This is a genomic window from Citrobacter sp. Cpa228 (genome assembly GCF_030333085.1).
GTDB classification, from domain to species: Bacteria; Pseudomonadota; Gammaproteobacteria; order Enterobacterales; family Enterobacteriaceae; genus Citrobacter; species Citrobacter pasteurii.
In genome coordinates this window covers 20,608-44,925 of sequence record NZ_JAOWGQ010000043.1, presented here as the reverse complement: position 1 = coordinate 44,925, position 24,318 = coordinate 20,608, and the positions used below count along the sequence as shown (strand labels likewise).

The 24,318-nt window shown below is 54.1% G+C and carries 25 protein-coding genes; 16 read left to right on the top strand and 9 right to left on the bottom strand.

What is annotated here, in order from left to right; translation table 11 throughout:
• Positions 1 to 57: 57 nt before the first annotated feature.
• The 4 genes from OGX91_RS09535 to ybbA form a co-directional block, all read right to left on the bottom strand.
• Positions 58 to 888, bottom strand: a complete 831-nt coding sequence (locus OGX91_RS09535; protein ID WP_040232652.1) for a MetQ/NlpA family ABC transporter substrate-binding protein — start codon at positions 886 to 888, stop codon at positions 58 to 60.
• A 269-nt stretch (positions 889 to 1,157) separates the two neighbouring features.
• Positions 1,158 to 2,291: a porin gene (locus OGX91_RS09530; RefSeq protein ID WP_003021860.1), complete on the bottom strand. Its 1,134-nt coding sequence runs from the start codon at positions 2,289 to 2,291 to the stop codon at positions 1,158 to 1,160.
• Positions 2,292 to 2,479: 188 nt separating this feature from the next.
• Positions 2,480 to 4,894 carry a putative ABC transporter permease subunit YbbP gene (gene ybbP, locus OGX91_RS09525; RefSeq protein ID WP_286626096.1) on the bottom strand — a complete coding sequence of 805 codons (2,415 nt, stop codon included), beginning with the start codon at positions 4,892 to 4,894 and terminating at the stop codon, positions 2,480 to 2,482.
• Complete coding sequence (gene ybbA, locus OGX91_RS09520) at positions 4,891 to 5,577, bottom strand: putative ABC transporter ATP-binding protein YbbA (RefSeq protein ID WP_149691405.1); 687 nt, start codon at positions 5,575 to 5,577, stop codon at positions 4,891 to 4,893. The genes ybbP and ybbA overlap by 4 nt, the downstream gene beginning before the upstream one ends.
• Here ybbA and tesA point away from each other — a divergent pair.
• Genes tesA through OGX91_RS09505 form a run of 3 tightly spaced genes read left to right on the top strand, consistent with a single transcriptional unit; the run spans position 5,548 to position 7,883 of the window.
• A complete protein-coding gene (gene tesA, locus OGX91_RS09515) occupies positions 5,548 to 6,171 on the top strand; it encodes a multifunctional acyl-CoA thioesterase I/protease I/lysophospholipase L1 (RefSeq protein WP_005125231.1) in 624 nt (207 codons plus the stop codon). The genes ybbA and tesA overlap by 30 nt on opposite strands.
• Positions 6,172 to 6,199: 28 nt before the next feature.
• On the top strand, positions 6,200 to 6,970 hold the full coding sequence (locus OGX91_RS09510) for an SDR family oxidoreductase (RefSeq protein WP_005125230.1): 771 nt from the start codon (positions 6,200 to 6,202) through the stop codon (positions 6,968 to 6,970).
• A gap of 58 nt (positions 6,971 to 7,028) precedes the next feature.
• The gene (locus OGX91_RS09505) at positions 7,029 to 7,883 is read left to right on the top strand and encodes a co-chaperone YbbN (RefSeq protein ID WP_005125229.1); all 855 of its coding nucleotides are present in this window, start codon (positions 7,029 to 7,031) and stop codon (positions 7,881 to 7,883) included.
• A gap of 78 nt (positions 7,884 to 7,961) precedes the next feature.
• On the opposite strand, the gene fetB is transcribed toward OGX91_RS09505, so the two are convergent.
• Together fetB and fetA are read right to left on the bottom strand one after the other, a co-directional pair.
• A complete protein-coding gene (gene fetB / locus OGX91_RS09500) occupies positions 7,962 to 8,741 on the bottom strand; it encodes an iron efflux ABC transporter permease subunit FetB (RefSeq protein ID WP_003835795.1) in 780 nt (259 codons plus the stop codon).
• On the bottom strand, positions 8,728 to 9,405 hold the full coding sequence (gene fetA, locus OGX91_RS09495) for an iron efflux ABC transporter ATP-binding subunit FetA (protein WP_005125228.1): 678 nt from the start codon (positions 9,403 to 9,405) through the stop codon (positions 8,728 to 8,730). The genes fetB and fetA overlap by 14 nt, the downstream gene beginning before the upstream one ends.
• A gap of 134 nt (positions 9,406 to 9,539) precedes the next feature.
• Between fetA and OGX91_RS09490 the strand changes: the two genes are divergently transcribed.
• From OGX91_RS09490 to OGX91_RS09475, 4 genes are read left to right on the top strand one after another with little or no spacing between them, the layout of a single operon-like run.
• A complete protein-coding gene (locus OGX91_RS09490) occupies positions 9,540 to 10,457 on the top strand; it encodes an SPFH domain-containing protein (RefSeq protein WP_005125227.1) in 918 nt (305 codons plus the stop codon).
• On the top strand, positions 10,454 to 10,912 hold the full coding sequence (locus OGX91_RS09485) for an NfeD family protein (protein ID WP_005125226.1): 459 nt from the start codon (positions 10,454 to 10,456) through the stop codon (positions 10,910 to 10,912). Before OGX91_RS09490 ends, OGX91_RS09485 begins: the two co-directional genes overlap by 4 nt.
• A 19-nt stretch (positions 10,913 to 10,931) precedes the next feature.
• Positions 10,932 to 13,076, top strand: coding sequence for a PA5441 family protein (locus tag OGX91_RS09480; protein WP_199947252.1), 2,145 nt, complete (start codon positions 10,932 to 10,934; stop codon positions 13,074 to 13,076).
• Complete coding sequence (locus OGX91_RS09475; RefSeq protein WP_199947251.1) at positions 13,046 to 13,762, top strand: DUF3142 domain-containing protein; 717 nt, start codon at positions 13,046 to 13,048, stop codon at positions 13,760 to 13,762. The genes OGX91_RS09480 and OGX91_RS09475 overlap by 31 nt, the downstream gene beginning before the upstream one ends.
• Here OGX91_RS09475 and cueR read toward each other — a convergent pair.
• A complete protein-coding gene (gene cueR / locus OGX91_RS09470; RefSeq protein WP_005125223.1) occupies positions 13,759 to 14,169 on the bottom strand; it encodes a Cu(I)-responsive transcriptional regulator in 411 nt (136 codons plus the stop codon). The genes OGX91_RS09475 and cueR overlap by 4 nt on opposite strands.
• 290 nt (positions 14,170 to 14,459) lie before the next feature.
• Between cueR and OGX91_RS09465 the strand changes: the two genes are divergently transcribed.
• From OGX91_RS09465 to OGX91_RS09435, 7 genes are read left to right on the top strand one after another with little or no spacing between them, the layout of a single operon-like run.
• Entirely contained in the window at positions 14,460 to 16,604 is a 2,145-nt protein-coding gene (locus OGX91_RS09465) for a TonB-dependent receptor plug domain-containing protein (protein WP_286626092.1), read from the top strand.
• A 2-nt stretch (positions 16,605 to 16,606) separates the two neighbouring features.
• Positions 16,607 to 17,431 carry a heme/hemin ABC transporter substrate-binding protein gene (locus OGX91_RS09460; RefSeq protein ID WP_286626091.1) on the top strand — a complete coding sequence of 275 codons (825 nt, stop codon included), beginning with the start codon at positions 16,607 to 16,609 and terminating at the stop codon, positions 17,429 to 17,431.
• A gap of 18 nt (positions 17,432 to 17,449) precedes the next feature.
• On the top strand, positions 17,450 to 18,787 hold the full coding sequence (hutW, locus tag OGX91_RS09455; RefSeq protein ID WP_005125220.1) for a heme anaerobic degradation radical SAM methyltransferase ChuW/HutW: 1,338 nt from the start codon (positions 17,450 to 17,452) through the stop codon (positions 18,785 to 18,787).
• A gap of 12 nt (positions 18,788 to 18,799) precedes the next feature.
• Positions 18,800 to 19,294 (top strand): heme utilization cystosolic carrier protein HutX, encoded by a 495-nt coding sequence (gene hutX / locus OGX91_RS09450; protein WP_199947248.1) that lies wholly within the window; start codon positions 18,800 to 18,802, stop codon positions 19,292 to 19,294.
• Complete coding sequence (gene chuY / locus OGX91_RS09445) at positions 19,294 to 19,917, top strand: anaerobilin reductase (RefSeq protein WP_286626090.1); 624 nt, start codon at positions 19,294 to 19,296, stop codon at positions 19,915 to 19,917. Before hutX ends, chuY begins: the two co-directional genes overlap by 1 nt.
• Positions 19,918 to 19,968: 51 nt before the next feature.
• On the top strand, positions 19,969 to 20,961 hold the full coding sequence (locus OGX91_RS09440) for a FecCD family ABC transporter permease (protein WP_223196014.1): 993 nt from the start codon (positions 19,969 to 19,971) through the stop codon (positions 20,959 to 20,961).
• A complete protein-coding gene (locus tag OGX91_RS09435; protein WP_286626089.1) occupies positions 20,958 to 21,728 on the top strand; it encodes a heme ABC transporter ATP-binding protein in 771 nt (256 codons plus the stop codon). The genes OGX91_RS09440 and OGX91_RS09435 overlap by 4 nt, the downstream gene beginning before the upstream one ends.
• Positions 21,729 to 21,878: 150 nt before the next feature.
• On the opposite strand, the gene OGX91_RS09430 is transcribed toward OGX91_RS09435, so the two are convergent.
• Positions 21,879 to 22,901 carry a phage integrase gene (locus OGX91_RS09430; RefSeq protein ID WP_003835817.1) on the bottom strand — a complete coding sequence of 341 codons (1,023 nt, stop codon included), beginning with the start codon at positions 22,899 to 22,901 and terminating at the stop codon, positions 21,879 to 21,881.
• Between the two features lie 69 nt (positions 22,902 to 22,970).
• Positions 22,971 to 23,270, bottom strand: coding sequence for a helix-turn-helix transcriptional regulator (locus OGX91_RS09425; protein ID WP_124021247.1), 300 nt, complete (start codon positions 23,268 to 23,270; stop codon positions 22,971 to 22,973).
• 248 nt (positions 23,271 to 23,518) lie between these two features.
• Between OGX91_RS09425 and OGX91_RS09420 the strand changes: the two genes are divergently transcribed.
• Both OGX91_RS09420 and OGX91_RS09415 read left to right on the top strand, forming a co-directional pair.
• Positions 23,519 to 23,854 carry a hypothetical protein gene (locus tag OGX91_RS09420; protein ID WP_003835821.1) on the top strand — a complete coding sequence of 112 codons (336 nt, stop codon included), beginning with the start codon at positions 23,519 to 23,521 and terminating at the stop codon, positions 23,852 to 23,854.
• 13 nt (positions 23,855 to 23,867) lie between these two features.
• On the top strand, positions 23,868 to 24,125 hold the full coding sequence (locus tag OGX91_RS09415) for a DUF4761 family protein (RefSeq protein ID WP_124021246.1): 258 nt from the start codon (positions 23,868 to 23,870) through the stop codon (positions 24,123 to 24,125).
• The last annotated feature ends 193 nt before the right edge of the window (positions 24,126 to 24,318 follow it).

Here is a 24,318-nt window from a genome sequence, read left to right as displayed (position 1 = left end):
CCTCAGAAATGCGAAAAGGGCAGTCATCGCTGCCCTGTTAAACCGTTGGCGCAGCGATTATTGGGCTGCCGACATCCATTCCGGTTTCTGGAAGGCGCTGTAGATATTTTTCGGATCGTCTATCACCGCGCGATATGCCGGAGATTTCACCGCCTCAACAATATCTTTGGCGAACGGTTTATCCGCATCTTCACTGCGTACCGCGATGATATTTTTCAGATTTTCATCCAGATGCTCTTGCTTGATGGCGCTGGCGAGATCCAGTTTTGCCGCCACGGCAAAGTTACCGTTGACCAGCGCGCCGGTCACGCCGTCCAGCGTGCGCGGCAGCTGTGCGGCTTCCAGCGGTTTAAACACCAGTCCTTTCGGGTTGCTGGCGATATCGCGCTCGGAGGCTTTCGTCGGGTCGATGTTATCTTTGATGGTGATAAGGCCAATTGACTGCAAGAATCGCAGGCCGCGAGCCAGGTTGGTGGGATCGTTGGAAAGTGTGATCACATCCCCTTTTTTCAACTCATCCAGGCTTTTGATTTTATGTGAGTAAAAACCCATCCCGGCCGTTGGGACCACGATCAGCTTGCTCAGCTTCAGGCCTTTATCGGCGGTGAATTTGTCAAAGTAGAGCGAGTGCTGGAACAGGTTGGCATCAATGCTGCCGTTGGAGAGCGCCATGTTCGGCTGCACGTAGTCGCTGAATTCGCGCACCACCACCTTATAGCCTTTCTCTTTTAACGTAGGAGCAATGGCTTGTTTTACCATATCGCCGTACGGCCCAGGCGCGACGCCAAATACGATGGTATGCGGGTCACTGTTCGCATGAGCAAATTGTAATCCGCAGGCCAGTAACAGCGCTCCGGTCGCGACGCGTAAACTCTGACGCAATCCCATAATCTCTCCATTTTAACGTTGTGGTGTCATGTCTCACGCCGTTCTTGCGGCGTTGTTCTTGTTGGCCTGTTAACAGGCTGATTGTTAACATGACACAGATCACAACCTGCTGTCCTTGAAATTATTTCATGATGTTGCAGAGTGTGTTTTTAAATGTGAGAAGGCATGAAAAAGCCGGATGTCGGCACAAGTGCTTTATCCGGCCTACAAATAACGCGATCCCCCTGCTCTCGTAGGCCCGATAAGCGCATCGGGCGGCAGGCGTTCGATTAGAAGTCGTAACGCAGACGCACCAGGTTCATGTCGCCCAGATTGTCGGTGCTGGAGGTGAAGACGTGTTCGTAATCCACACGGAAACCGTAATCCAGCTGGAAGCTGATACCCACACCGTTGTCGGTACGCAGGTAGTTACGACCATTCACGTATTCAATACGGTCACCCATAAAGTATGGCTGCACGGATTTCAGCGCATACTGGCCAACCGGGAAGGTGTATCCCGCAAAGTATTCCAGACCCCAGGCGTCACCGGCAAAATAGTCATTAACAGAGACTTTTTTGGTAGTCATGAAGTTTTGATACCAACCGCCGCCCAGCGAGAAAGTCCAGTTGTCCGGTTTCCAGCTCAGCGCAGTACCGACGATGTTTTGATCGTAGGTTTTGCTGGTGTTGCCACGCATCTCCGCGCGGGTGTAGTTCCACGCCGTACCCCAGGTCAGGTCATCGGTGATGTGATAATCCACACCCAGCGAGCCGCCGCCTTTACGTTTGTAGCGCAAACCGTTGTTCGGGTTGTAGTCATCGCTAAACAGATAAGACGCGTAAAGATCAACATCGCCTACCGTATTTTTATACTTCAGTGACTTACGTGTACGATAGGAACCGTCGTAGTCGCCATTGATACCGTTACCCGGTGCCTGGCCGATCATGTCGTAGTCCCAGATATCCGTTTTCGCACCCACCACATCATAGTAAATGCTGTTCTGTTGACCGAAGGTCAGCGTACCCCAGGTCGCGCTCTTCAGACCGGTGTACAGCATACGACGCGTAGTATCGTTGGCGCCGTTAGCATAGTGATTGTCCCAGTTGAACATCGCCGGGAAGTTAACGCCCAGCTCGTAATAGCTCACCCAACTGATGTCATCAAACAGATAGTAGTCAGCAGCGAAGCGGAAACGTGTTCCACCGTCGAAGCCATTACGTTTGTAGCCATTCTTACCATCGTCACCGGCCATATTCTGGAACTGCGGACGAATACTCCCGCCGACGGTGAAATTAAGACGGCTCAGCGGGTTGCCCGCCTGCGGATCTTGTTTCAGGACCGTGATTTCCGCCTGGGAGGCGAAAGTCGTTAATGCCACTGCTGCGCCGATCGATACCGCCAGCGCCGTTTTTTTTATAGTCATTATTTGTACCTTGATAGATAGCCTGCCAATTATTCAGCATACAAATATTAACGTTTATTAATACACTCGTGTTGTCGGGTTTTTATTGTTCTGTGCTGTTAAATATCAAGGAGTTATCAATTTGTGCTACATAGAGAAAAAAACGCACCGATTTAAAAAAACCGGTGCGTAATCATCACGAATATGAATTAACTGCTGAACTGACGGAACAGCGCTTTGCCTTTAAGAAGACGTGAACCGAGCCATCCGCCGCAGAGAGAGAGCAGCAATGCCCCACAAAGCGGCAACACAACCCACAGCCGCCAGTCTGGCTCCCAGGGGAAATCAAACACGCGGGTTTGCAGCACCGCCAGCGCAGTTTCCGCCCCGATGGCCGCCACCAGTCCGGCGACCATCCCGAGCATCGCGAACTCGCACCACAGCGTGGTACGCAGCAGCTTCTTGCCCGCGCCCAGCGTGCGCCAGACCACCAGTTCCTGATGACGCTGACGCATCCCGACCTGCACCTGCGCCAATAGCAGCAACATACCGCAAGCGGTGACCAGCACTACCATCACCTCCAGCGCGCGGCTCACCTGCTCCAGCACCTGACTCACCTGTTTGAGAATGGCACCAATATCCAGCAGGCTGATAGTCGGGAATTCGCGGTTAAGCTGCGTCAGCATGCCGTTGCAGTTCTCCCAGCGAAAGCTGGTCAGCCAACTTTGCGGCTGCCCGTCGAGCGCACCGGAAGGGAAGATAAAGAAAAAGTTTGGTCGCAGGCTTTCCCAGTCCACTTTGCGCAGGCTGCTGACCGTGGCGCTGAAATCCTGGGTATCGCCCATAAAGGTCACACGATCGCCAGGCTTTACGTTTAACCGCTTCGCCAGCCCCTCTTCCATCGACACTTCACCCGCTTTTGGCGGCCAGCTTCCGGCGGTAATCGGGTTATGATCCGGCCGGGTATCCTGCCAGGTCAGATTAAGCTCGCGGTTAAGCGCTTCATCCTGATTGCCTTCGGTCGATTTCTCATTGATCGCCGTCAGACGCGCCCGCACTATCGGGTAGAACGACTCCGGGATCACCTGATGCTCAGCAAGGAACGCTTTCAGCGGCACCACCTGCTCGCTGGCGATGTTAATAAGGAAGTAGTTGGGGCTTTCTGGCGGCATTTGCTGCTGCCAGCGGTCGAGAAGATCGCCGCGCAGCACCAGCAACAGCGCCAGCAGCATAAAGGACAGCGAAAATGCCGACAGTTGGCTCAGCGTTGACCACGGCTGGCGCAACAGCCGGCTGACCGCCAAACGCAGCGGCAGCGAGGTCAGCGTCAGACCACGCAGCACGTTGAGCAGCATCCAGCCGAGCACACCGCACAGCAGCGCCAGCACCACAGCCCCGGCCAGTACCGCCCACAGCAGCATACTTCCGCCCATCAATCCGGCCAGCAGCGCAACCACAACTATCGTTGCTACGGGCAGATAGACCTTAAGCGGCCAGACGTTTGCCACCACGTCGCGACGCAGTACCCGCAGCGGCTGCGTCGCCAGCAGCAAGCGATAAGGGCGTAGCCCCACCAGCAGAGAAATGACGGTCATCGTACCGAGAGCCCACAGCCACGGCCACAGGCTGGCGGGCGGCAGCTCACCGGGCAGAACTGGCTTCAGTAATACCACCAGCACCCGCTCAAATAACAGCCCGAACAGCCCGCCGGTCACGCCAGACAGCGCCAGCACCATCAGCCACTGGCCGATAATCAGCTTGCGCAGCTGCGCCCTGCCCGCGCCGAGCGTTTTTAATATCGCCACCAAATCGTAACGGCTGCGGCAGTAATGATTCATCGCCACGGCAACGGCAGCAACCGCCAGCAGTAGCGTTAACAGTGCCGACAGCAGCAGGAACTGTTGCGAACGCTCCAGTGATTTCCCCAACGCCCCTTCATCCTGCTCCAGCCCATACCAACGCTGTTCCGGCTTTAGCTGCGGCAGCAGCCATTTTTCATAGGCTTCCAGTTGCTGTGGCGTACCGCCAAATTTATAGCGCCAGGTCACACGGCTTCCCGGCTGGACCGCCGCCGTTTTTTCAACATCCACCATGTTCATCATCAGGCGCGGCGCTATCTGGAACGGATTAAAACCGGAATCCGGTTCCTGCACCACCTCCCCGGCGATGCGCAGGGTGGCATCGCCAACATCAATGGAATCACCGATTTTTAAGTTGAGCAGCGCCATCAGACGCGGGGCCAGCAGCACTGAGCCCGGCTGCGGTTTCAGCCCCGGCGGATTGGTTTGCAACGTGCCGTACATCGGATACACATCATCCACCGCTTTGACGTTCGCCAGTTGCGGCGTATCCTGGGCAAAGGTCATGGTGGCAAAGGTCAGTTGCTCGCCGACTTTCAGGCCACGCTGTCGCGCCGCGTCAATCCACGCTTTCGGCACGGCGCGCGAACTTTGCAGCGATCGGTCACCCGCCATAAATTCGCGGCTTTGCTGGCTCAGACCTTTTTCCATCCGGTCACTGATGTTACCCAGCGCCAACACGCAGGCCACCGCCAGGCTCAGCGCCAGCCAGACTATCAGTAATGAAGGCGAGCGCCATTCGCGCCAGAACCAGCGTGCTATCATGCCTCCTCCTGCAACAGTCCGTTCACCAGACGTAAACGACGATCGCAGCGCGCCGCCAGCTGCGGGTCATGGGTCACCAGAATCAGGGTGGTGCCATGTTCCCGGTTCAGAGAAAACAGCAGGTCGGCGATTTTGTCTCCGGTCTGCCTGTCCAAATTGCCCGTTGGTTCATCGGCAAACAGCACGTCAGGGCGTCCGTTAAACGCCCGTGCCAGCGCTACGCGCTGCTGCTCCCCGCCGGAAAGCTGGGCCGGGAGATGGTTGAGACGTTTTCCCAGCCCCAATTGTTCAAGCAGCGTTTTCGCCCCGTCGCGGCTTTTCCCGCTGTTTTCGCCGCGCAACAACGCAGGCAGCTCAACGTTCTCCAGTGCGTTCAGGGTTGGAATTAACATGAATGACTGGAAGACAAAACCTACGTGTCGCGCCCGCAGTTGCGCCCTTGCTTCTTCGTCCATGGTATGCAGCGCCTGCCCCACCAGACTCACTTCACCGCTGGAGCCATCGTCAAGCCCGGCGAGGATCGCCAGCAGCGTGGATTTCCCCGATCCTGATTCGCCAATCAGCGCAATGGTCTCGGCGCGTTTGACAACCAGTTCAACTCCGGTAAGGATGGATAGCTCGTGATCACCCTGACCGACGGATTTCTTAAGATGATGAACTTCAACAATGTTTTCCGCTGGCATTGGCCTTTCCTGTTCCTGGTTCTGTTAACTTTCCGCGCCGCCGCGGCGGACACGTTACTTATTCTGGGCGACAGCCTGAGCGCCGGATACCGTATGTCCGCCAGTGCGGCGTGGCCTGCACTGCTTAATGATAAATGGCACAGCAAAACACCGGTGGTAAATGCCAGTATTAGCGGCGATACCTCGCAGCAGGGTCTGGCCCGTCTGCCCGCATTACTGAAACAACATCAACCGCGCTGGGTGCTGGTCGAACTGGGCGGTAACGATGGTCTGCGCGGCTTCGCGCCTGCGCAAACCGAACAAACCCTGCGCACAATCCTGCAGGATGTGAAAGCGGCAAATGCCGAACCGCTGCTGATGCAAATTCGTCTGCCAGCTAACTACGGTCGCCGTTATAATGAAACCTTTAGCGCGATTTATCCCAAGCTTGCCAAAGAGTTTGATATTCCTCTGCTGCCCTTTTTTATGGAAGAGGTTTATCTGAAACCCCAGTGGATGCAGGATGATGGTATCCATCCTAATCGTGACGCCCAGCCGTTTATTGCCGACTGGATGGCGAAACAATTGACCCCTTTAGTAAATCACGACTCGTAAATCAACGGAGATCCTGACAGGTAAAGTTATGCAAAAATCGGTCTTAATAACAGGATGTTCCAGTGGTATTGGCCTGGAAAGTGCGCTTGAGCTTAAACGCCAGGGTTTTCGAATTCTGGCTGGTTGTCGCAAACCTGACGATGTCGCACGCATGAACGGCATGGGATTCACCGGCGTATTGCTGGATCTGGACTCACCCGAAAGCGTGGATCGCGCCGCCGATGAGGTGATCGCCCTGACCGATAACCGTTTGTATGGGATCTTTAACAACGCCGGATACGGCGTCTATGGCCCACTGCCCACCATTAGCCGCGAGCAAATGGAGCAGCAGTTTTCCGCCAACTTCTTTGGCGCGCATCAACTGACCATGCGCCTGTTGCCCGCTATGCTCCCTCACGGCGAAGGACGTATCGTGATGACCTCGTCGGTGATGGGATTAATCTCAACGCCAGGACGCGGCGCCTATGCCGCCAGCAAATATGCGCTGGAAGCCTGGTCCGACGCGCTGCGCATGGAACTGCGCCATAGCGGGATTAAGGTCAGCCTGATTGAACCCGGCCCCATTCGCACCCGCTTTACTGAAAACGTCAACCAGACTCAACGTGATGCTCCCGTGGAAAACCCCGGAATTGCCGCACGTTTTACGCTAGGACCAGAAGCAGTCGTCGCCAAAGTGCGTCATGCGTTTGAGAACGACAAACCGAAGCTACGTTATCCGGTTACATTGGTGACCTGGGCAGTGATGCTACTAAAACGCCTGTTGCCAGGCCGCATAATGGACAAAATTTTACAGGGTTGAGTTGAAGCACGCGCGTCAGCCCCCATGTAACAAGAAATCGACAAAAGAGAGTAACTCCATGTCCACACAGAATATTGTTAACATTAACGAATCAAACCTGCAGCAGACCCTTGAACAGTCGATGACCACGCCGGTCCTGTTCTATTTCTGGTCTGAACGCAGCCAGCACTGCCTGCAATTGACGCCGGTACTGGAGAGCCTTGCCACCCAGTACAACGGCCAGTTTATTCTTGCCAAGCTGGACTGCGATGCCGAGCAGATGATCGCCTCTCAGTTTGGCCTGCGCGCCATCCCTACGGTTTATCTGTTCCAGAACGGTCAGCCAGTAGACGGATTCCAGGGCCCGCAGCCGGAAGAAGTTATCCGCGCGCTGCTGGAGAAAGTGTTGCCGAGCGAAGAAGAGCTGAAAGCACGCCAGGCGATTGAGTTCATCGAAGCAGGTAATCACGCCGACGCGCTGCCGCTGCTGAAAGAAGCCTGGCAGATCTCCAACCAGAGCAGCGAAATTGGCCTGCTGCTGGCGGAAACGCAAATCGCGCTGAATCGTTCTGAAGATGCCGAAGCTGTACTCAAAACTATCCCTTTGCAGGATCAGGATACCCGTTATCAGGGGCTGGTCGCGCAAATTGAACTGCTGAAGCAGGCGGCAGATACGCCAGAAATTCAGCAGTTACAGCAACAGGTTACGAATAACCCGCAGGATGCAGCACTGGCAACGCAGCTGGCTATTCAATTGCACCAGGTTGGACGTAACGAAGAAGCGCTGGAACTGCTGTTCAGCCACCTGAAGAAAGATCTCACTGCCGCCGACGGTCAGGCACGTAAGACCTTCCAGGAGATCCTTGCCGCACTCGGAACCGGCGATGCGCTGGCCTCAAAATACCGCCGCCAACTGTACGCACTGTTGTACTAATCCGTTTGATTTTGCCCGATGGCGCTTGCGCTTATCGGGCATACAAATTCTACCAATACCGATCCCTCCGGCATCACATCACGTCTTCTTCAAATGCGTTACGACTAATTGGTGGCGCGAATTATAGAACTTCCGATAAGTCAGGTAGCAGGCAATAATGGTCGACAGGCTGGCGGTAGAAAGCAGCATAAACGTCACCATAATCTGATATTTAATCGCTTTTACTGGATCAATACCCGCGAAGATCAACCCGGACATCATCCCCGGTAAACTTACCAGCCCTACCGTTTTTGCAGAGTCGATCGTTGGGATCAGCGAGGCGCGAATGCTGTCGCGAATCAGCGGCGCAGAGGCCACTTTCGGCGTCGCGCCGAGGCTAAGTTTTTCCTGAATTTGCTGCTGTTCGCTGTTAAACCGCTGTCCCAGATTGTTGTAACACAGCCCCACTGCCACCATCGCATTGCCTGCAATCATGCCGGAGATCGGGATGACCTGCATCGGCGTGAACTCGATAGAGCCAGACAAAACCAGCACCGCCAGCGTTAGCCCCGCCCCCACCGTGATAGCGATAAACGACGAGAGGAAAGCTTTATCAATATATTTACTGCGCTTTTGTGCGTTATAAGCCGCGTTAAAGCAGATAAACAGCACCATCAGTAAGGTCAGAATGCTGTGGTTAACGCCAAAAATATATTTCAGCACATAGCCGACGATAATCAGCTGAACCACCGCCCGGCAAACGCTCCAGAGAATATCTTTCTCCAGCGCCAGTTTTTCTTTGTGGCTAATCAGGATCGCCACCACCACCAGCATCATCGCTAATGCCAGGGACTCATTGGTAATATTATGCTCGTTCATTGCGTGCTTCCTGCATTTCTCCGGCATGCGGCTGAAGGATAATGACATTATCCGCATGATTAATTTCATCTTTGTCGTGCGTCACCCACAGCACAGCAATATTCTTATCGCGCACATAGTGGTGAATTAGCTCGTTCACATTACGTTTATTAGCTTCATCCAGCGCGCTGGTGATTTCATCGAGCAGCAGGATTTTCGGCAGAAACTGTAAATTACGAATTAGCGAGACGCGCTGCTTCTCGCCACCGGACAGCTCATTGATGCTTTTTCTGAGGATCGTCTCGGGGAGCTCAAAACGAGCCAGATCGGCCAGAAACACATCCGGATCCGGACGTTTGTTACGGATTTGCCAGGGGAAAATGAGGTTGTCGTAAACGGTGTCACCAAACAAAGCGGGCGTTTGCGCGCAATAAGAGACCTGCTGGCGATACGTTTCCGGCTTGAGGGTATTGATCTCCTTGCCTTCAAAGAGAATTTCACCGGCAGTCGGACTCATTAATGACGCCACAATCTTGAGTAACGTACTTTTCCCGCAGCCGGACTGGCCGGTAATCAGCTTAAATTCTCCGGCGCGGAGATCAAAACAGATGTTATTGAGAACCTGCGTCTCCCCTGCCTGCCATGCGACATTTTTTAACTGAAGCAGAATGCTGCTTTCTTCCATTACCCATCCCTTTTTTACATCTTTCGTGCAGACAGTCTATGCCTGTAATTTATTATAGGGGAGCCCACCTTGAATAATCGGGTATAATTTAATTAATGAGGCAGTAAAGGACAGCACAACAGGAGGTTTCATCAATGCTCATTTTTATTCCTATTCTTATTTTTGTCGCGCTGGTCATCGTCGGCGCTGGCGTCAAAATCGTCCCGCAGGGATACCAATGGACGGTGGAACGTTTCGGCCGTTACACCAAGACCCTGCAACCAGGTTTAAGCCTTGTGGTGCCGTTCATGGACCGCATCGGTCGTAAGATCAACATGATGGAACAGGTGCTTGATATCCCTTCTCAGGAAGTCATCTCCAAAGATAACGCCAACGTCGCCATTGATGCCGTCTGCTTTATTCAGGTCATCGACGCGCCGAAGGCGGCCTATGAAGTCAGCAACCTGGAACTGGCGATCATCAACCTGACCATGACCAACATTCGTACCGTTCTCGGCTCGATGGAACTCGACGAAATGCTCTCCCAACGCGACAACATCAACACGCGCCTGCTGCATATTGTTGATGAAGCCACGAATCCCTGGGGCATCAAAATCACCCGTATCGAGATCCGCGATGTGCGCCCACCAGCCGAACTTATCGACGCGATGAACGCGCAGATGAAAGCCGAACGTACCAAGCGTGCCTACATTCTTGAAGCCGAAGGGATCCGTCAGGCAGAAATCGTCAAGGCCGAAGGTGAGAAGCAGTCGAAAATCCTGAAAGCAGAAGGTGAACGCCAGTCCGCGTTTTTACAGGCTGAAGCGCGTGAACGTTCCGCAGAAGCCGAGGCTCGCGCAACGCAGATGGTTTCTGAGGCCATTGCCGCCGGGGATATTCAGGCTGTGAACTACTTTGTGGCACAGAAATACACCGAAGCGCTGCAACATATCGGTTCGTCGAATAACAGCAAAGTGGTGATGATGCCGCTGGATGCCAGCAGCCTGATGGGCTCTATTGCCGGGATCACTGAGCTGATTAAGGACAGCGCCAGCGAGCGGAAAAAATCATGATAGCGATGATTCTGGTGCATCCGCACATCTTCTGGCTCAGCCTCGGCGGTTTGCTACTCGCCGCTGAGATGCTGGGCGGTAACGGCTATCTGCTGTGGAGTGGCGTAGCGGCGGTAATTACCGGTCTGGTCGTCTGGCTCGTTCCGCTTGACTGGGCGTGGCAGGGAGCAATGTTCGCCGTATTAACACTGCTGGCGGCGTGGCTGTGGTGGAAATGGCTGGCGAAGCGCGTGCAAGAGCAGAAACCGGCCGACAGCCATCTTAACCAGCGCGGGCAGCAGCTGGTTGGCCGTCGATTTATTCTGGAATCGGGCCTGGTCAATGGCCGTGGACATATGCGCGTCGGCGATAGCTCATGGCCCGTCAGCGCCCGCGACGATTTGAGCGCCGGAACTCAGGTTGAAGTCATTGCCGTTGAAGGGATAACCCTGATTATTAAAGCGGTATCACAATAAAAAGACAGGAAATAAGACTATGGTCAGGAAGACACCCCTTGCCTTTGCCCTTTGCACATTGCTGACCGCCGCCCCGCAGGCATTCGCCTCTTTCGATATGGAAGACTGTAAATGGAGCGACGACAGCTGCCTGCTGAAAGGCACGCCGACCTTTAATCCGGAAAACGACAGCCGCGATAACCTGCTGCGACTGCTGAGCCAGGAAAAATCATTTGCTCTGCCGGTGCAATCAATGCCAGCGGACATCACCCGCTCCCGCGATTTCTATTTTGCGTATCATCCGCAGTGGGATGACGTTGCCCCGCCGCCAGCCACGGCTCCAGTATCCGGCGAAGGCAGCCCACTCTCCCGACAGATGGCCGAACTGAACATTCGCGCAGACGAAATAAACGTCAACGACGCTGAACTTGAGAACCGTCATGTTTCAAATAACACCGGGAGCGTCAGCGCGTTTTTTGCCGCACTGTTGGCCGACTCGACGTTAACGGCGGAACAGCGCCAGGCCTTAGCCCAGGCACGTACAGGGCTGCTATCCGGGGCAACCCGCGAGCAAATTGAGTCTTCGCTTGCCCCCCTCCCGGCTGATTCGTCGGCTCAGTCCTATAAAAATTATCTGGCCGCGGCCGCCAGTTTTTATGCCGGGGATTATGCCAGTGCCGAACGGGATTTCACTCAGCTTGCCAACAGTGAGCGTCCGTGGCTGGCAGAGACCGCGCAATACATGCTGATGCGTGCGGCCCTGAACAAGAGCAGCCAGAACAGCGTGGGCGAGTACGGCGATTTTGATATTGCAAAAATTAACCGCGAGGACGCGACTCAGGCTCAGACGCAGGCGCAAGCCTATCTGCAACGCTTCCCGCAGGGGCTTTACGCCGACTCCGCGCGCGGCATGCTGCGTCGCATTAACTGGTATTTACAGGCGTGGCCGCAGCTGGCAGGGTTGTATGAGAAGACGCTCCAGCAGTCTGCTGACGCTCGGCAACTGCGTGAAATTGTCATCGAATACGATAATGTCTACGGTATGGCGTTCTACGAACAGTCCGTGGTAGAAGCCTTCCCCGATGCGCCGCTTGTCAGCTATATCGAACTGCTGCGGGCGCTGCGTCTGGATAACAACAGTAACCCCACGCTGACGCAAGCGCAGCTCGATGCCAGCAAACCGGTGTTTGAGCAGAGCCAAAAATTGCCGCTATGGCGCGATCTGCAACTGAATCTGTGGCTGGCAACAGGGGACTATGCGGCGATTATTCAGGCAGTTACGCCAGCGCAGAAACTTGCCGCTCACGATACCCTCGCCTTCAGCGAACAAGTGCTGTACGGCGAAGCGCTGATGGGCCAGAAGAACTGGAGCGCGGCGCGTGATTTCTGGCAGCAATTGCTAAAACTCAGCCAGGACAACGAACAGCAGCAGTATGTACAGGCTAAGCTCGCCGCAACGCTGGTTTATAGCGGCGACGTGGCGGCGGTTTTTGCCCCAGAAAGCGCAGTCACCAACCTGCGTTTTCGCTCGCAGATCCTGAAAACACAGGCCTCGCCTGAATTGCTGCGCCAACAGGCCGTCCATGGACCTAACAATGAAGAGCGAACCATCGCCCTGCATACGCTGCTGGTACGCGATCTTACCGAAAACCGCTTTGGCGACTGGTTGAATGACAGAAAACTGGCCAGCGCCATCACTCCTCCGGTTATTAGCGACGCGTTTGATGACGTTAATCTGAGTATTTTCGACTGGAATGGCGATGCAGCTCAAGCCGGTTACACCTGTCGCAGCCTCAATGAAACGGTAACGGTATTAAACAAAAAAGCGGATGATGCCCACGCGCTGAACTGCTTAGGCGAATTCTTCCGCACCACGCAAACCCACGTTGATTTGTGGAAAAACAGTGCCGGCAACGATGTGCTTGAATCAGCAATATCGCGTAAGGAGCCGTTCGGCCAGTTCGACAGGCAAAGCTACTATCAGCAGGTAATCACTTCGCCGAAAGCAGAGGTTGAAGACAAGAGCTTCGCGCTGTATCGCGCCATCATGTGCTATGCGCCGTCAGGCTCTAACGAGTGCGGCGGTGAGGAAGTGGATAAACTGCAGCGTAAAGGCTGGTTCACCCAACTGAAAACGCAGTATCCGGGAAGTCCGTGGGCGCAAAAACTCAAATACTACTGGTAACCGCGCTGCTGACAGGCCAGCCGCAGGCGGCGGATATCGTCGCCGCCTGTGAACATCCGGCCTTCTGGCTGTGGTCCGGCGTGAAGGCCAGTGATGAGCTTAAAGACGCGCAAACGGTCTATCTGCATCAGGGTGAGGTGCTGATTCGTTCAGGTAACGTGGTTTTTCAGCGTCTCGGTCTGCCGGTCAGCCATCTGACCTTTCCGTCAATCTGGCTGACCGTGCGCTTTACCACGCTCGACGTGCCGGAAGCGATCCCGGCGCGCATTATACGATTAATGCAACGCTGGCAGGCGGCTGGCAATCACGTGGTCGGCCTGCAGGTTGATTTTGACGCCGCGACTCACCAGCTCGCCGATTACGCCCGTTTTCTGCAACAGCTGCGCCAGCAGCTGCCGTCGGAGTTCGCTCTTGGGGTGACCGGACTGCTGGACTGGGCCAAGACCGGCGATGTCGCCACGCTGAACGCGTTACCGGTTGATGAACTGGTGGTGCAGAGCTATCAGGGACGTCACACGGTAGCCAACTATCAGGCGTATCTGCCCGCACTCACCCGGTTACGCATTCCGTTTAAGCTCGGGCTGGTACAACACGGGAGCCGGGATGTGCAGGCTGAAGCGCAACTGGAAAAGTCAGCGTGGTATCGCGGTACGGTGGTCTTTATGCTGCAACCACCTCGCGGCTAGGCCTTCGCTTTATGGTGGCAGCAGCCGGAGAGGTTATCCATGATCGGGCATTCGGCGCTGTCATCGCCAGGGCAGCTCTCCGCCAATGCCAGCAAATGCAAGCGCATGGCCTGCAGCTCGCTGATATGCCGCTCGATGTCCGCCACTTTTTCTAACGTGCGCTTTTTGACATCCGCGCTGTGACGCGCCGGATCGTTAAACAAATTTACCAGCTCACCGCACTCTTCCAGGTTAAAGCCAACCTGCCGCGCCTGGCGCAGCAGCGTAAGTTCATTCAGATGCTGCTGGTTGTAGGTGCGATAGCCATTTTCGCTACGCAGCGGCGGCGTCACTAAGCCTTTTTCTTCATAAAAGCGTATCGCTTTGCTGGTTAAACCGGTTCTTTTCGCAACATCGCTAATATTCACATTTCCCCCGCGGATCTTGTTGGTACTGAGCCCCATTATAGCCCAGATTGTCCTAATGATTTACCCGAGAACCCTGCACATTTCCCACCATCACCGCGATGCATAAATCCTTTTAATTCACATTGTTATATTCGATTCAGATCACATTTCTACATTTAATGACTGTACGAAATTGACTCAAATCAAAAGATATATTGGTTCTACATCTTTCATCTTGAACAGAGGGAAACAATTTTATATATAAACGCGAATGATAATGATGATCATTTACATTCAATAAAGGTTCTCTTATGTTGCCACGGAATAACCAAAGGCCATTTATTCTTTCAGCCCTGACATTATGCATGTCCGGCGCTGCTTTTGCAGCTACCTCTCCAACACACACTTCTACGTCCGACGAAGACACGGTGATCGTCACGGCTAACCGCACAGAAAGTAGTCTCTGGGATAGCCCGGCAACCATCCAGGTTATCGATCGCCAGACGCTGCAAAACTCCACCAGCGTTTCTATTGCTGATGATTTACAAGATATTCCCGGCGTCGAAGTCACCGATAACGCCCTCGCAGGGCGGAAACAAATTCGTATCCGTGGCGAAGCGTCTTCGCGGGTGCTGATTTTGATCGACGGCCAGGTCGTCAGTTACCAACGTGCCGGACAAAACTACGGAGCCGGTTTGCTGATTGATGAATCCGCGCTGGAACGTATTGAAGTGGTCAAAGGCCCCTATTCTGTCCTCTACGGTTCGCAGGCGATTGGCGGCGTCGTGAACTTTATTACCAAAAAAGGCGGCGATAAGCCCCTCGGCGGCAGCGTTAAGGCTGTTTATAACTCCGCAACGGCAGGATGGGAAGAGTCGGCAGCGGCCTGGGGCAGCATCGGAAACTTTGACTACCGCATTAATGGCAGCTATTCCGACCAGGGGAACCGCGACACACCTGACGGAAGATTACCCGACACCAACTTCCGTAATAACGGCCAGGGCGTGTGGCTTGGCTACAACTTCGATCGCCACAAAATTGGGCTCTCCCTTGACCGTTATAAGCTGTCCACTCAAACCTGGTTTGACGACCCGGAAGGTCAGTTCGACGACTTTAGCGTCAAAATTCCTAAGCTGGAACGCGAGAAAATCGGTCTTTTCTACGACTACGCGGCCGATGGGGATTACCTGAAGAACATCCATGTTGACGCATACGCCCAGACAATAGAGCGCAAATTTGAAAACCGGGTCAAAACGACCCAGGTCATCCCCAGCCCGATGATTAAAGCGCTGACGGTAAGCAATCAAACCAATACCAACGACAAGCAGTATACCCAGGGGGTAACGCTGCAGGGCAACTTCTCCCTGCCTGCCAACAACGAGCTGGTGATTGGCACTCAGTATCAGCATGACAAAATAAAACAGGACACGGACGGCAGCACGCGCCAGACCGCGGCTACCGGCTTCTTCGATACGCAAACCCGCACGCTGTCATACAACGAAGCGGAGCAAAGCAACACCTCGTTATTCGCGCAAAACGACTGGCGCTTTGCCGATGACTGGACGTGGACCGTCGGCGCACGCCAGTACTGGCTGTCCTCAAAACTCAATCGCAACGATACGCAAACTATCCAAAGCAGCGGTACGACCTGGCAATCTACCGGGGGAAATTCCGTTCACGATGATGAACTGGTGACCTCAACCAGCCTGCGTTATTCCGGTTTTGAAGATCTTGAACTCCGGGCAGCATACGCCCAGGGCTATGTCTTCCCTACGCTGACTCAGCTGTTCACGCAGACGTCCGCAGGCGGCAGCGTGACCTACGGCAACCCAAATCTGAAGGCGGAACACTCGAATAACTATGAGTTAGGCGCGCGGTATAAAGGGAATATGTGGCTGATAGACGGCGCCATTTATTACTCCGAAGCCAAAGACTATATCGCCAGTCTGGCCTGTGCAGGCCAACCCGTTTGCTACGGTAACAGCACCTCTTCACGTGGCGGCTACAACTACTACGACAACATCGATCGGGCCAAAACCTGGGGCATGGAACTCACCGCAGAATACAACGGCTGGGCGGTTTCACCTTACCTGAGCGGTAATCTCATTCGCCGTCAGTACGAGGGCGACACGATTAAAACCTGGGATACCGGCGAACCTACGCTGACCGGGCGCGTGGGTCTGAAACATACCTGGTTGATGAATGTCGCTAACGTAACGTCCGATGTCTTTATCCGCGCGGCGTCCAGCGCCAAAGATAATACCGGTACTACGGAAATTAATTACCCGGGCTGGGCCACGCTTAACCTCGCATTCAACACCGAGTTTGGTCCGCAAGACCAGTATCAGGTCAACCTCGCGCTTAACAACCTGACCGACAAGCGTTACAGAACCGCGCATGAATCTATTCCAGCCGCGGGTTTCAACGCCGCCGTTGGCTTTGCGTGGAATTTCTGACGATGAAAAAACTCATGATTGGCTTACTGAGCCTCGCCTGTGTTTTCAGCGCCCACTCCGCCGACCGCCTGGTAGTAGCGGGCGGATCGCTTAGCGAACTGATTTACGCCATGGGCATCGGCAACCGGGTGGTCGGCGTTGATGAAACCACCTCGTATCCACCCGAAACTGCCGCACTCCCGCATATCGGCTACTGGAAGCAGTTAAGCAGCGAGGGCATTTTATCACTGCATCCGGACAGCTTTATCACCTGGCAGGATGCAGGCCCTCAAATCGTTTTGGATCAACTTAGGGCGCAAAAAGTTAACGTCGTGACGTTGCCGCGCGTCCCGGCCACCGTTGAGCAGATGTACGCCAACATTCGGGAACTGGCTCAAACCCTGCGCATTCCTGAACAAGGTGAGACGTTGATCGATCGCATACGTCAACGTCTGGATCGCGTTCAGCACAGCGTGGCAGCGAAAAACGCGCCGGTCAAAGCCATGTTCATTCTCTCCGCTGGCGGCAGCGCGCCACAGGTCGCCGGCAAGGGTAGCGTTGCCGATGCCATTATGACCCTCGCGGGCGCACAAAATGTCGCCACTCACGCGCAGTACAAAAGCTACAGCGCGGAATCGCTGATCGCGGCCAACCCGGAGGTCATCGTGGTGACGTCGCAAATGGTGGATGGCGATCTGAATCGTCTGAGCGCAATCGCCGGTATTACCCACACTGCAGCCTGGAAAAATCAGCGCATTGTGGCGGTAGACCAGGCGCTGATTCTGGGTATGGGGCCGCGCGTCGCCGATGCGGTTGAAGCCCTGCACCAGCAATTCTGGCCTCACTAACTGGATTTATAAAGAACAATGAAAACTGAACACTCGCTGGATCTCACTGCGCATTTTGCGCTCGAGGGAAGTCAGCCCTTTAAGGATCGCCGCGCCACGATGCCCTGGCGTGGGGCGATCCCGGTTGCCAAAGAGCTATTGTCACAAACCTGGCAGGATGTCATCAGCCAGCCCACCCCGCCGCGTAAACGGCTGGTTTACTTGCATATCCCTTTTTGTGCAACACATTGTACTTTCTGCGGTTTTTATCAAAACCGCTTTGAAGAGGATCACTGCGCCCGCTACACCAACGCGCTGCTGCGCGAAATAGAGATGGAAGCCGATAGCGCATTGCATCAGTCGGCCCCGATTCACGCCGTCTATTTTGGCGGCGGTACACCGTCTGCGCTGTCGGCACGGGATCTGGCCAGAATCATCACTGCGCTACGAGAAAAGCTCCCGCTGGCGCCGGACTGCGAAATCACCATTGAGGGACGGGTGCTCAATTTTGACGACGCCCGAATCGATGCCTGCCTTGACGCGGGCGCCAATCGGTTTTCGATCGGTATTCAGTCTTTCAACAGCCGGATCCGCAAGAAAATGGCGCGCACCTCGGACGGCCCGACCGCAATTGCCTTTATGCAGGGGCTGGTAAAACGGGATCGAGCCGCCGTGGTCTGCGATCTGCTGTTTGGTCTGCCAGGACAGGACGCCAAACTGTGGGGCGACGATCTGGCGATTGCCCGCGACATCGGCCTCGACGGCGTAGATCTTTATGCGTTGAACCTGATCCCCAATACGCCGCTTGGCAAAGCGGTTGAAACCGGGCGCACAACGGTTCCCTCCCCTGCCGAACGTCGCGATCTCTATCTTCAGGGCTGCGATTTTATGGACAGCGCGGGCTGGCGTTGCATCAGTAACAGCCACTGGGCACGAACCACGCGGGAACGCAATCTGTACAACCTGCTGATTAAACAGGGAGCAGACTGTCTGGCATTCGGCTCTGGCGCAGGGGGGTCGGTCAATGGCTATTCCTGGATGGTCGAGCGCAATCTGACCACATGGCATGAATCCATCGCCGCCGGAAAAAAACCGCTCATGATGATGATGCGCACCGCCGAGCGGGGTTTCCAGTGGCGACACACCCTCCAGGCCGGCATTGAAACGGCCCGCGTCCCGCTGGATGAACTGACGCCTCATGCACAAAAACTGATCCCGCTACTGACCCAGTGGCATCACGCAGGACTGACGCGAGATGCCAGCACCTGTTTGCGCCTGACCAATGAAGGGCGTTTTTGGGCGAGCAATATTTTGCAGTCTCTTGATGAACTGATTCAGGCACTTAACGCGCCGCGTATTGCGGTAGAGCAACCATAAAAGGAGTGAAGTATGAGCCATGTCTCTTTACAGGATTTTTTGAAAACTGAGCCGGACGGTACGCTGGAAGCTATCGCAGCCCAGTACAACACCACGCTGCTGGAGGTGGTAAAAAATCTCCCCTCCCCGACGCTGGTTTCCGGCAGTCAATTTGATACCGTCTGGGAAACCGTCAGCGAATGGGGCAAAGTCACCACCCTGGTCCATACTGCTGATATCATTCTGGAATTCACGGGTGAATTACCTTCAGGATTCCACCGCCACGGTTACTTCAACCTGCGCGGCAAAAAAGGCATGACCGGTCATATCAAGGCAGAAAACTGCACGCATATCGCCCTGATTGAACGCAAATTTATGGGCATGGACACCGCGTCCATTCTCTTCTTTAACCAGGCGGGTAGCGCTATGTTCAAAATTTTCCTCGGTCGGGATGAGCATCGCCAGCTACTGGCCGAGCAGGTCAGCGCCTTTCACGCGCTGTCTTCATCCTTAAAGGAACATGCCTGATGGCTCCATGGCTCATTTTTGGTGCGGGTGGTAGCGGCGTCGGCGCGAAAACGCTGGCACTCGCACTGGCGGAACAACGTCCGGTGATTGCCGTCGTTCGCAACGCGCAGATCGCTGCCGGGTTGCAGGAAAAAGGTGTGCAGGTCTTCATTGGCGACGCCTGCAACAGCCAGGTCACCGCCTGTGCCTGTCGCGCAGCGGGTCAACATGCCACGGTGATCTCCTCCATGGGCGGTGCCCAGGATTATCTGGCGCACAGAACCGTCATTGATGAAGCAGAAAAAGCGCAGATCAAACGCATGATTCTGGTGACTTCGCTTGGCTGTGGCGACAGTTGGCCCTTTTTGTCTCCACGCGCCAGGGCCGCATTTGGTCAGGCGGTACGGGAAAAATCGTTGGCTGAAAGCTGGCTACAAACCAGTCAACTGGACTACGCCATTCTCCGCCCCGGCGGTTTACTGAACGGTGTAGCCACAGGTCAGGCGCAACGGATACAGGCCGAGGAGTGCCATGGTTTTGTGATGCGTGCAGATGTTGCAAAGCACATTCACGAGCTGGCTACAGCCCCGTCACTCAATAACCAGATTTACAGTTTGGTTGAGCCAGGACTCAAACCCGCGTAAACCCCTCGCGGCGCGGGAACTTCGCGCCGCAAAGACGTTATGGAGCGTTGCGTGCTTAAGGACTCGCTTTCTTCCGTCAGCATTCTGACGGGTCTTTCTCTGTTGTTGGTCGCTCTGATGCTCTTCGGAGCCAGCCAGGGGGCGCTGAACATTAGCTTCAGCGCGCTGTTCAACGACGAATACCGTGATATCTGGTTGAACATCCGCCTGCCCCGCGTATTGCTGGCCGTACTGGTCGGTGCGGCGCTGGCGACGGCAGGGGTCATCATGCAGGGGCTTTTTCGTAATCCGATGGCCGATCCTGGCCTGCTTGGCGTCAGTAGCGGCTCCGCGCTGATGGTCGGCATCGCGATCGTTATCCCCTTTTCGTTCCCCGTGGTGCTGGTGCTGTATGAGCAGATGATTTTTGCCGTCGCGGGCAGCATGGTGGTCTGCACGATTATTTTCTTGATAAGCCAGCGTCATCACCACGGCGGGATGATGCAACTGCTGTTAGCCGGTATCGCTATCAATGCTCTGTGCGGTTCGGCTATTGGCGTACTGAGCTATGTGGGCGACGAGCAGCAGCTACGTCAACTTACGCTGTGGATGATGGGCAATCTCGGCCAGGCCCAGTGGCCAACGCTGCTGGTCGCCAGCACGTTTGTTCTTCCAGCCATTGCTGTCACCGTTTGTATGGCGGGAACCCTTAATTTGCTGCAACTGGGCGATGAAGAGGCGCATTACCTCGGCGTAAACGTCAAACGTAAGCGTCAGAAATTACTGTTACTCAGCTCGCTACTGGTTGGCGCTGCCGTTGCCGTCAGCGGCGTAATTGGCTTTATTGGCCTGGTGATCCCGCATCTGATCAGAATGACTACCGGCGCCGATCATCGCTGGTTGATTCCCTGTTCTACGCTGGCGGGCGCCTGTCTACTCCTGATTGCCGATACGCTGGCCCGCACTCTGGTGCAGCCTGCCGAAATGCCCGTTGGCCTGTTAACCAGCCTGATCGGAGGACCGTATTTTCTGTGGTTAATCCTGCGTAGCCGGAGGGTGTCATGATCGCCGCAGAAAATCTGATCTACCACATTCAGGGGAGACGACTGACCGACGATGTTTCCCTGACGCTACCCCAAGGAGAGATCATCGCGATCCTTGGCCCGAATGGCGCAGGGAAATCGACGCTGCTACGCCAGCTCACGGGTTATCTGCAACCTCACAGTGGGCGCTGTAGCTTATTCGGCAAGCCGCTGGACGAGTGGTCAATCACCGAGCTGGCAAAAACCCGTGCGGTGATGCGCCAGAACAGTCATATGGCCTTCCCGTTTAGCGTGCAGGAGGTCATTCGCATGGGCAGGCATCCGTATCGTACGTGCAACACCGGCGATGAAACGGAACACATCATGGCGTTGTGTGATTGCCAGGCGTTGGCCGCGCGCGATTATCGGCATCTGTCGGGAGGAGAACAACAGAGGGTACAGCTGGCACGTCTGCTGGTTCAGCTTTGGGAGCCCGAGCCTCGGCCCAAATGGTTGTTTCTCGATGAACCCACCTCCGCCCTGGATATTCACCACCAGCAGCACCTTTTTCGTCTGCTGCGTCGTCTGGTGCGTGAACGGCAGTTTAGCGTCTGCTGCGTCCTGCACGATCTCAACCTCGCGGCGCGTTATGCCGACCGCGTGGTATTGATGGAGCGCGGCAGGATTGTTGATAACGGGTATCCACAGGATGTCCTGAAGCAACGGGCGCTGAACGCGCTGTATGGTGCCGATCTCACGGTCATAAATGAACCGGAGCATCGAACGCCGCTTATCGTCCTCAATCAATAACAGACCGGGAGCGCTCTGACGTTCCCGTTTTTTCCCCCTTCGCCCCCTTTTTTCATCTTTTCTAAAAACGCCCTTGACCTTCCCCTTGCTGGGAGGTTTTCAAACTGCGCAGCACCGCAAGGCACTGCGCTAATTCAGTATATTACAGACTCAACTAACCCTCAAAACCCCTGCATTGCCTCCAGAGTGTGGACATAATGTGGACATTCCACTGAGGGGATTGTAGCTCACAGCGTCCAATAAATAGTCCGGCGCGAAGTGAGCGTAAGTCATTGTCTGTGATATGTCGGAATGACCAAGAATACGTTGTAACGCGATAATATTTCCGCCCTTGATCATGAAGTGCGTAGCGAACGTATGACGTAGCGCGTGCGCAGCTTGCCCATCTGGAAGATTGGGCTTTGCTTCCTTCATGCGCAGACGAAAGGTTTTATAGCTCACGCGGAACAACCTTCCTGACTCCCGATGTTTCACTATTTTTGCAATGTCGTCAGATATGGGAACCACTCTCCGATCTCCATTTTTAGTGATCGTAAACATCACCCTGTTACCGACAATGTTTTCAGCCTTAAGCTGGTAGGCTTCACCCCACCGAGCACCAGTGGCAAGTAGCAGAACGGCAATACGGTAGTAATCACCAGAGCACAGGGATAACAACCGGTTTACTTCCGACTCAGTGAAATACGACATTTCCGTTTTAGGCTCTTTCAGTGCTGAAATTGCTGTTACCGGATTCTCACCGTGAAACTCATCAATTTCAGCCATAGCTTTAAACACGCCACTAAGAGCAAACAGGTCATGATTTATCGTTGAAGCCTTAATCCCCTGCTCCAGTCTGTATGCGCGGTAGTCGATAAGGCATCGAGCATCAATCTGGTAAATCATGGGATCCCCCATATCCTGGCAAATGCAGTTAACAGCACTAAGCCTGCGGTTTGCATAGTTCTTATTCCGCCCTATTAACTGCCACCAAAGAGCAATGAACTCGCTTAGTTTTCGTTTATCAGCCGGTCTGTTCAGGTAATCATGATTTTGATACTTTGCAATGATGCTGCGCTCAAAAGCATGTGCGTCTGCTTTCCTATCAAACTTCCGCCGTATGCGCTTTCCGTCGCGCCCGCGCGGCCTTACATCCACTTCATAGCGACCATCTTCGAGTTTCTTAACGGACATAAGAAAACCCTCCAACAGTCAGATCACTATCCTGGTAACAAATAGTGAAAATGTAATGTTTATATAAAGTTAACCAATCTGTTTCCCGGAGGGGTCTGACTGAATTTCGTCTGGCCCATTGTGTGCGAGAGCCGGTGCTATTTGGCCTCGGCTCGGGTCCGTACGGTCGTACATGAACCACTCCTGGTACTTATGGAACCGTGGATGTCCAAAGAGCTTGATTGCTGACTCAAGAGTCATTTTGGTCGTGTCGCGCTCATACCCGCCATAAGTTGAATAACTCAACCCCGTTAAATCAGTAAGTTGGCGTTTAGTAAGGCGTTCAGATTCTCTGATAAGGCTTAATTTCTCACCTTGCGTCATTGACATAATGCTTTGATCTCGTCATATTACCCGATATCGGTCATTTGGTGCTTAACTAAGCACAATGACCACCTTTAGGCAAAGAGGCTACATTAGCCTCAATATGCCTCAACGTTGGAGTCTAACAAATGACACAATCACGAGAAATCGAATTAAACGCGGGATCTCAACATTTACGGCAATTCCCATTAGATGTAGCCCGCGTTGCACGCACTTGCAAAATGACTACTTCGCAGGCTGACGGCATCAGGGACATGAACACTGAAGAACTTCAAAAGCAGATTTTCGTTACACCTGTTGAATTCGCCTACCTGACAGGCAGAACCCTCAAATCAGTTCGTAATCTGATGGATCGCGCACAACTGCCAGTCCACCGCGAGGGTATGCCAGGTTCAAAACGTCCAAAACGTTTCATCATGCTGCAAGAATACTGGGACGCTGTAGCACACTGCCGCGCACTAATTACCCCGGAAGAAAAACACTACATCGACCGCCTGATGCGAGATAAAGCAACTTATCGCCGCACCACTGGCAACAAACACAATGTGTTGAAACGTAATAGCCGTTCCACCCTACAAAACCGCGCATAAGGAGTAATTAGTAATGCGAAAACAGTATTCACAACACGGATCACATGCCGGAAGTATTCACGGCGCTGTACAGGTCAGTAAAAACACTTTCGCTTATCGCGGTTTCACCATTCGTAAAACGCCACGTAATATTTTTAACGCTCGTCAGACTTATTTGATAAACAAGCGTGACGATAAGGCAGAAACGGATAATTACTATGGCCGTGATTTCGCATTAGCAGAAGCCTGCGCCACGATTGACCGTATGTTAAAAAACAGCAGTTTCTTATAAATGAGGACTGCAATGATGATGGAAATGATGATCGGCGCAGTGCTCTTTATATTTGCAGTGCTGATTTTAAATCTGATTCAGTTTCTGATAAGACGGCATTGCAATAATGTCAAGCAACAGAAAGAGAAGCAGGTTTCTGAGTTCAAAGCCAGACGCGAAGAAGTAGAACGCAAGTCCCGCAGACAACTGTAGC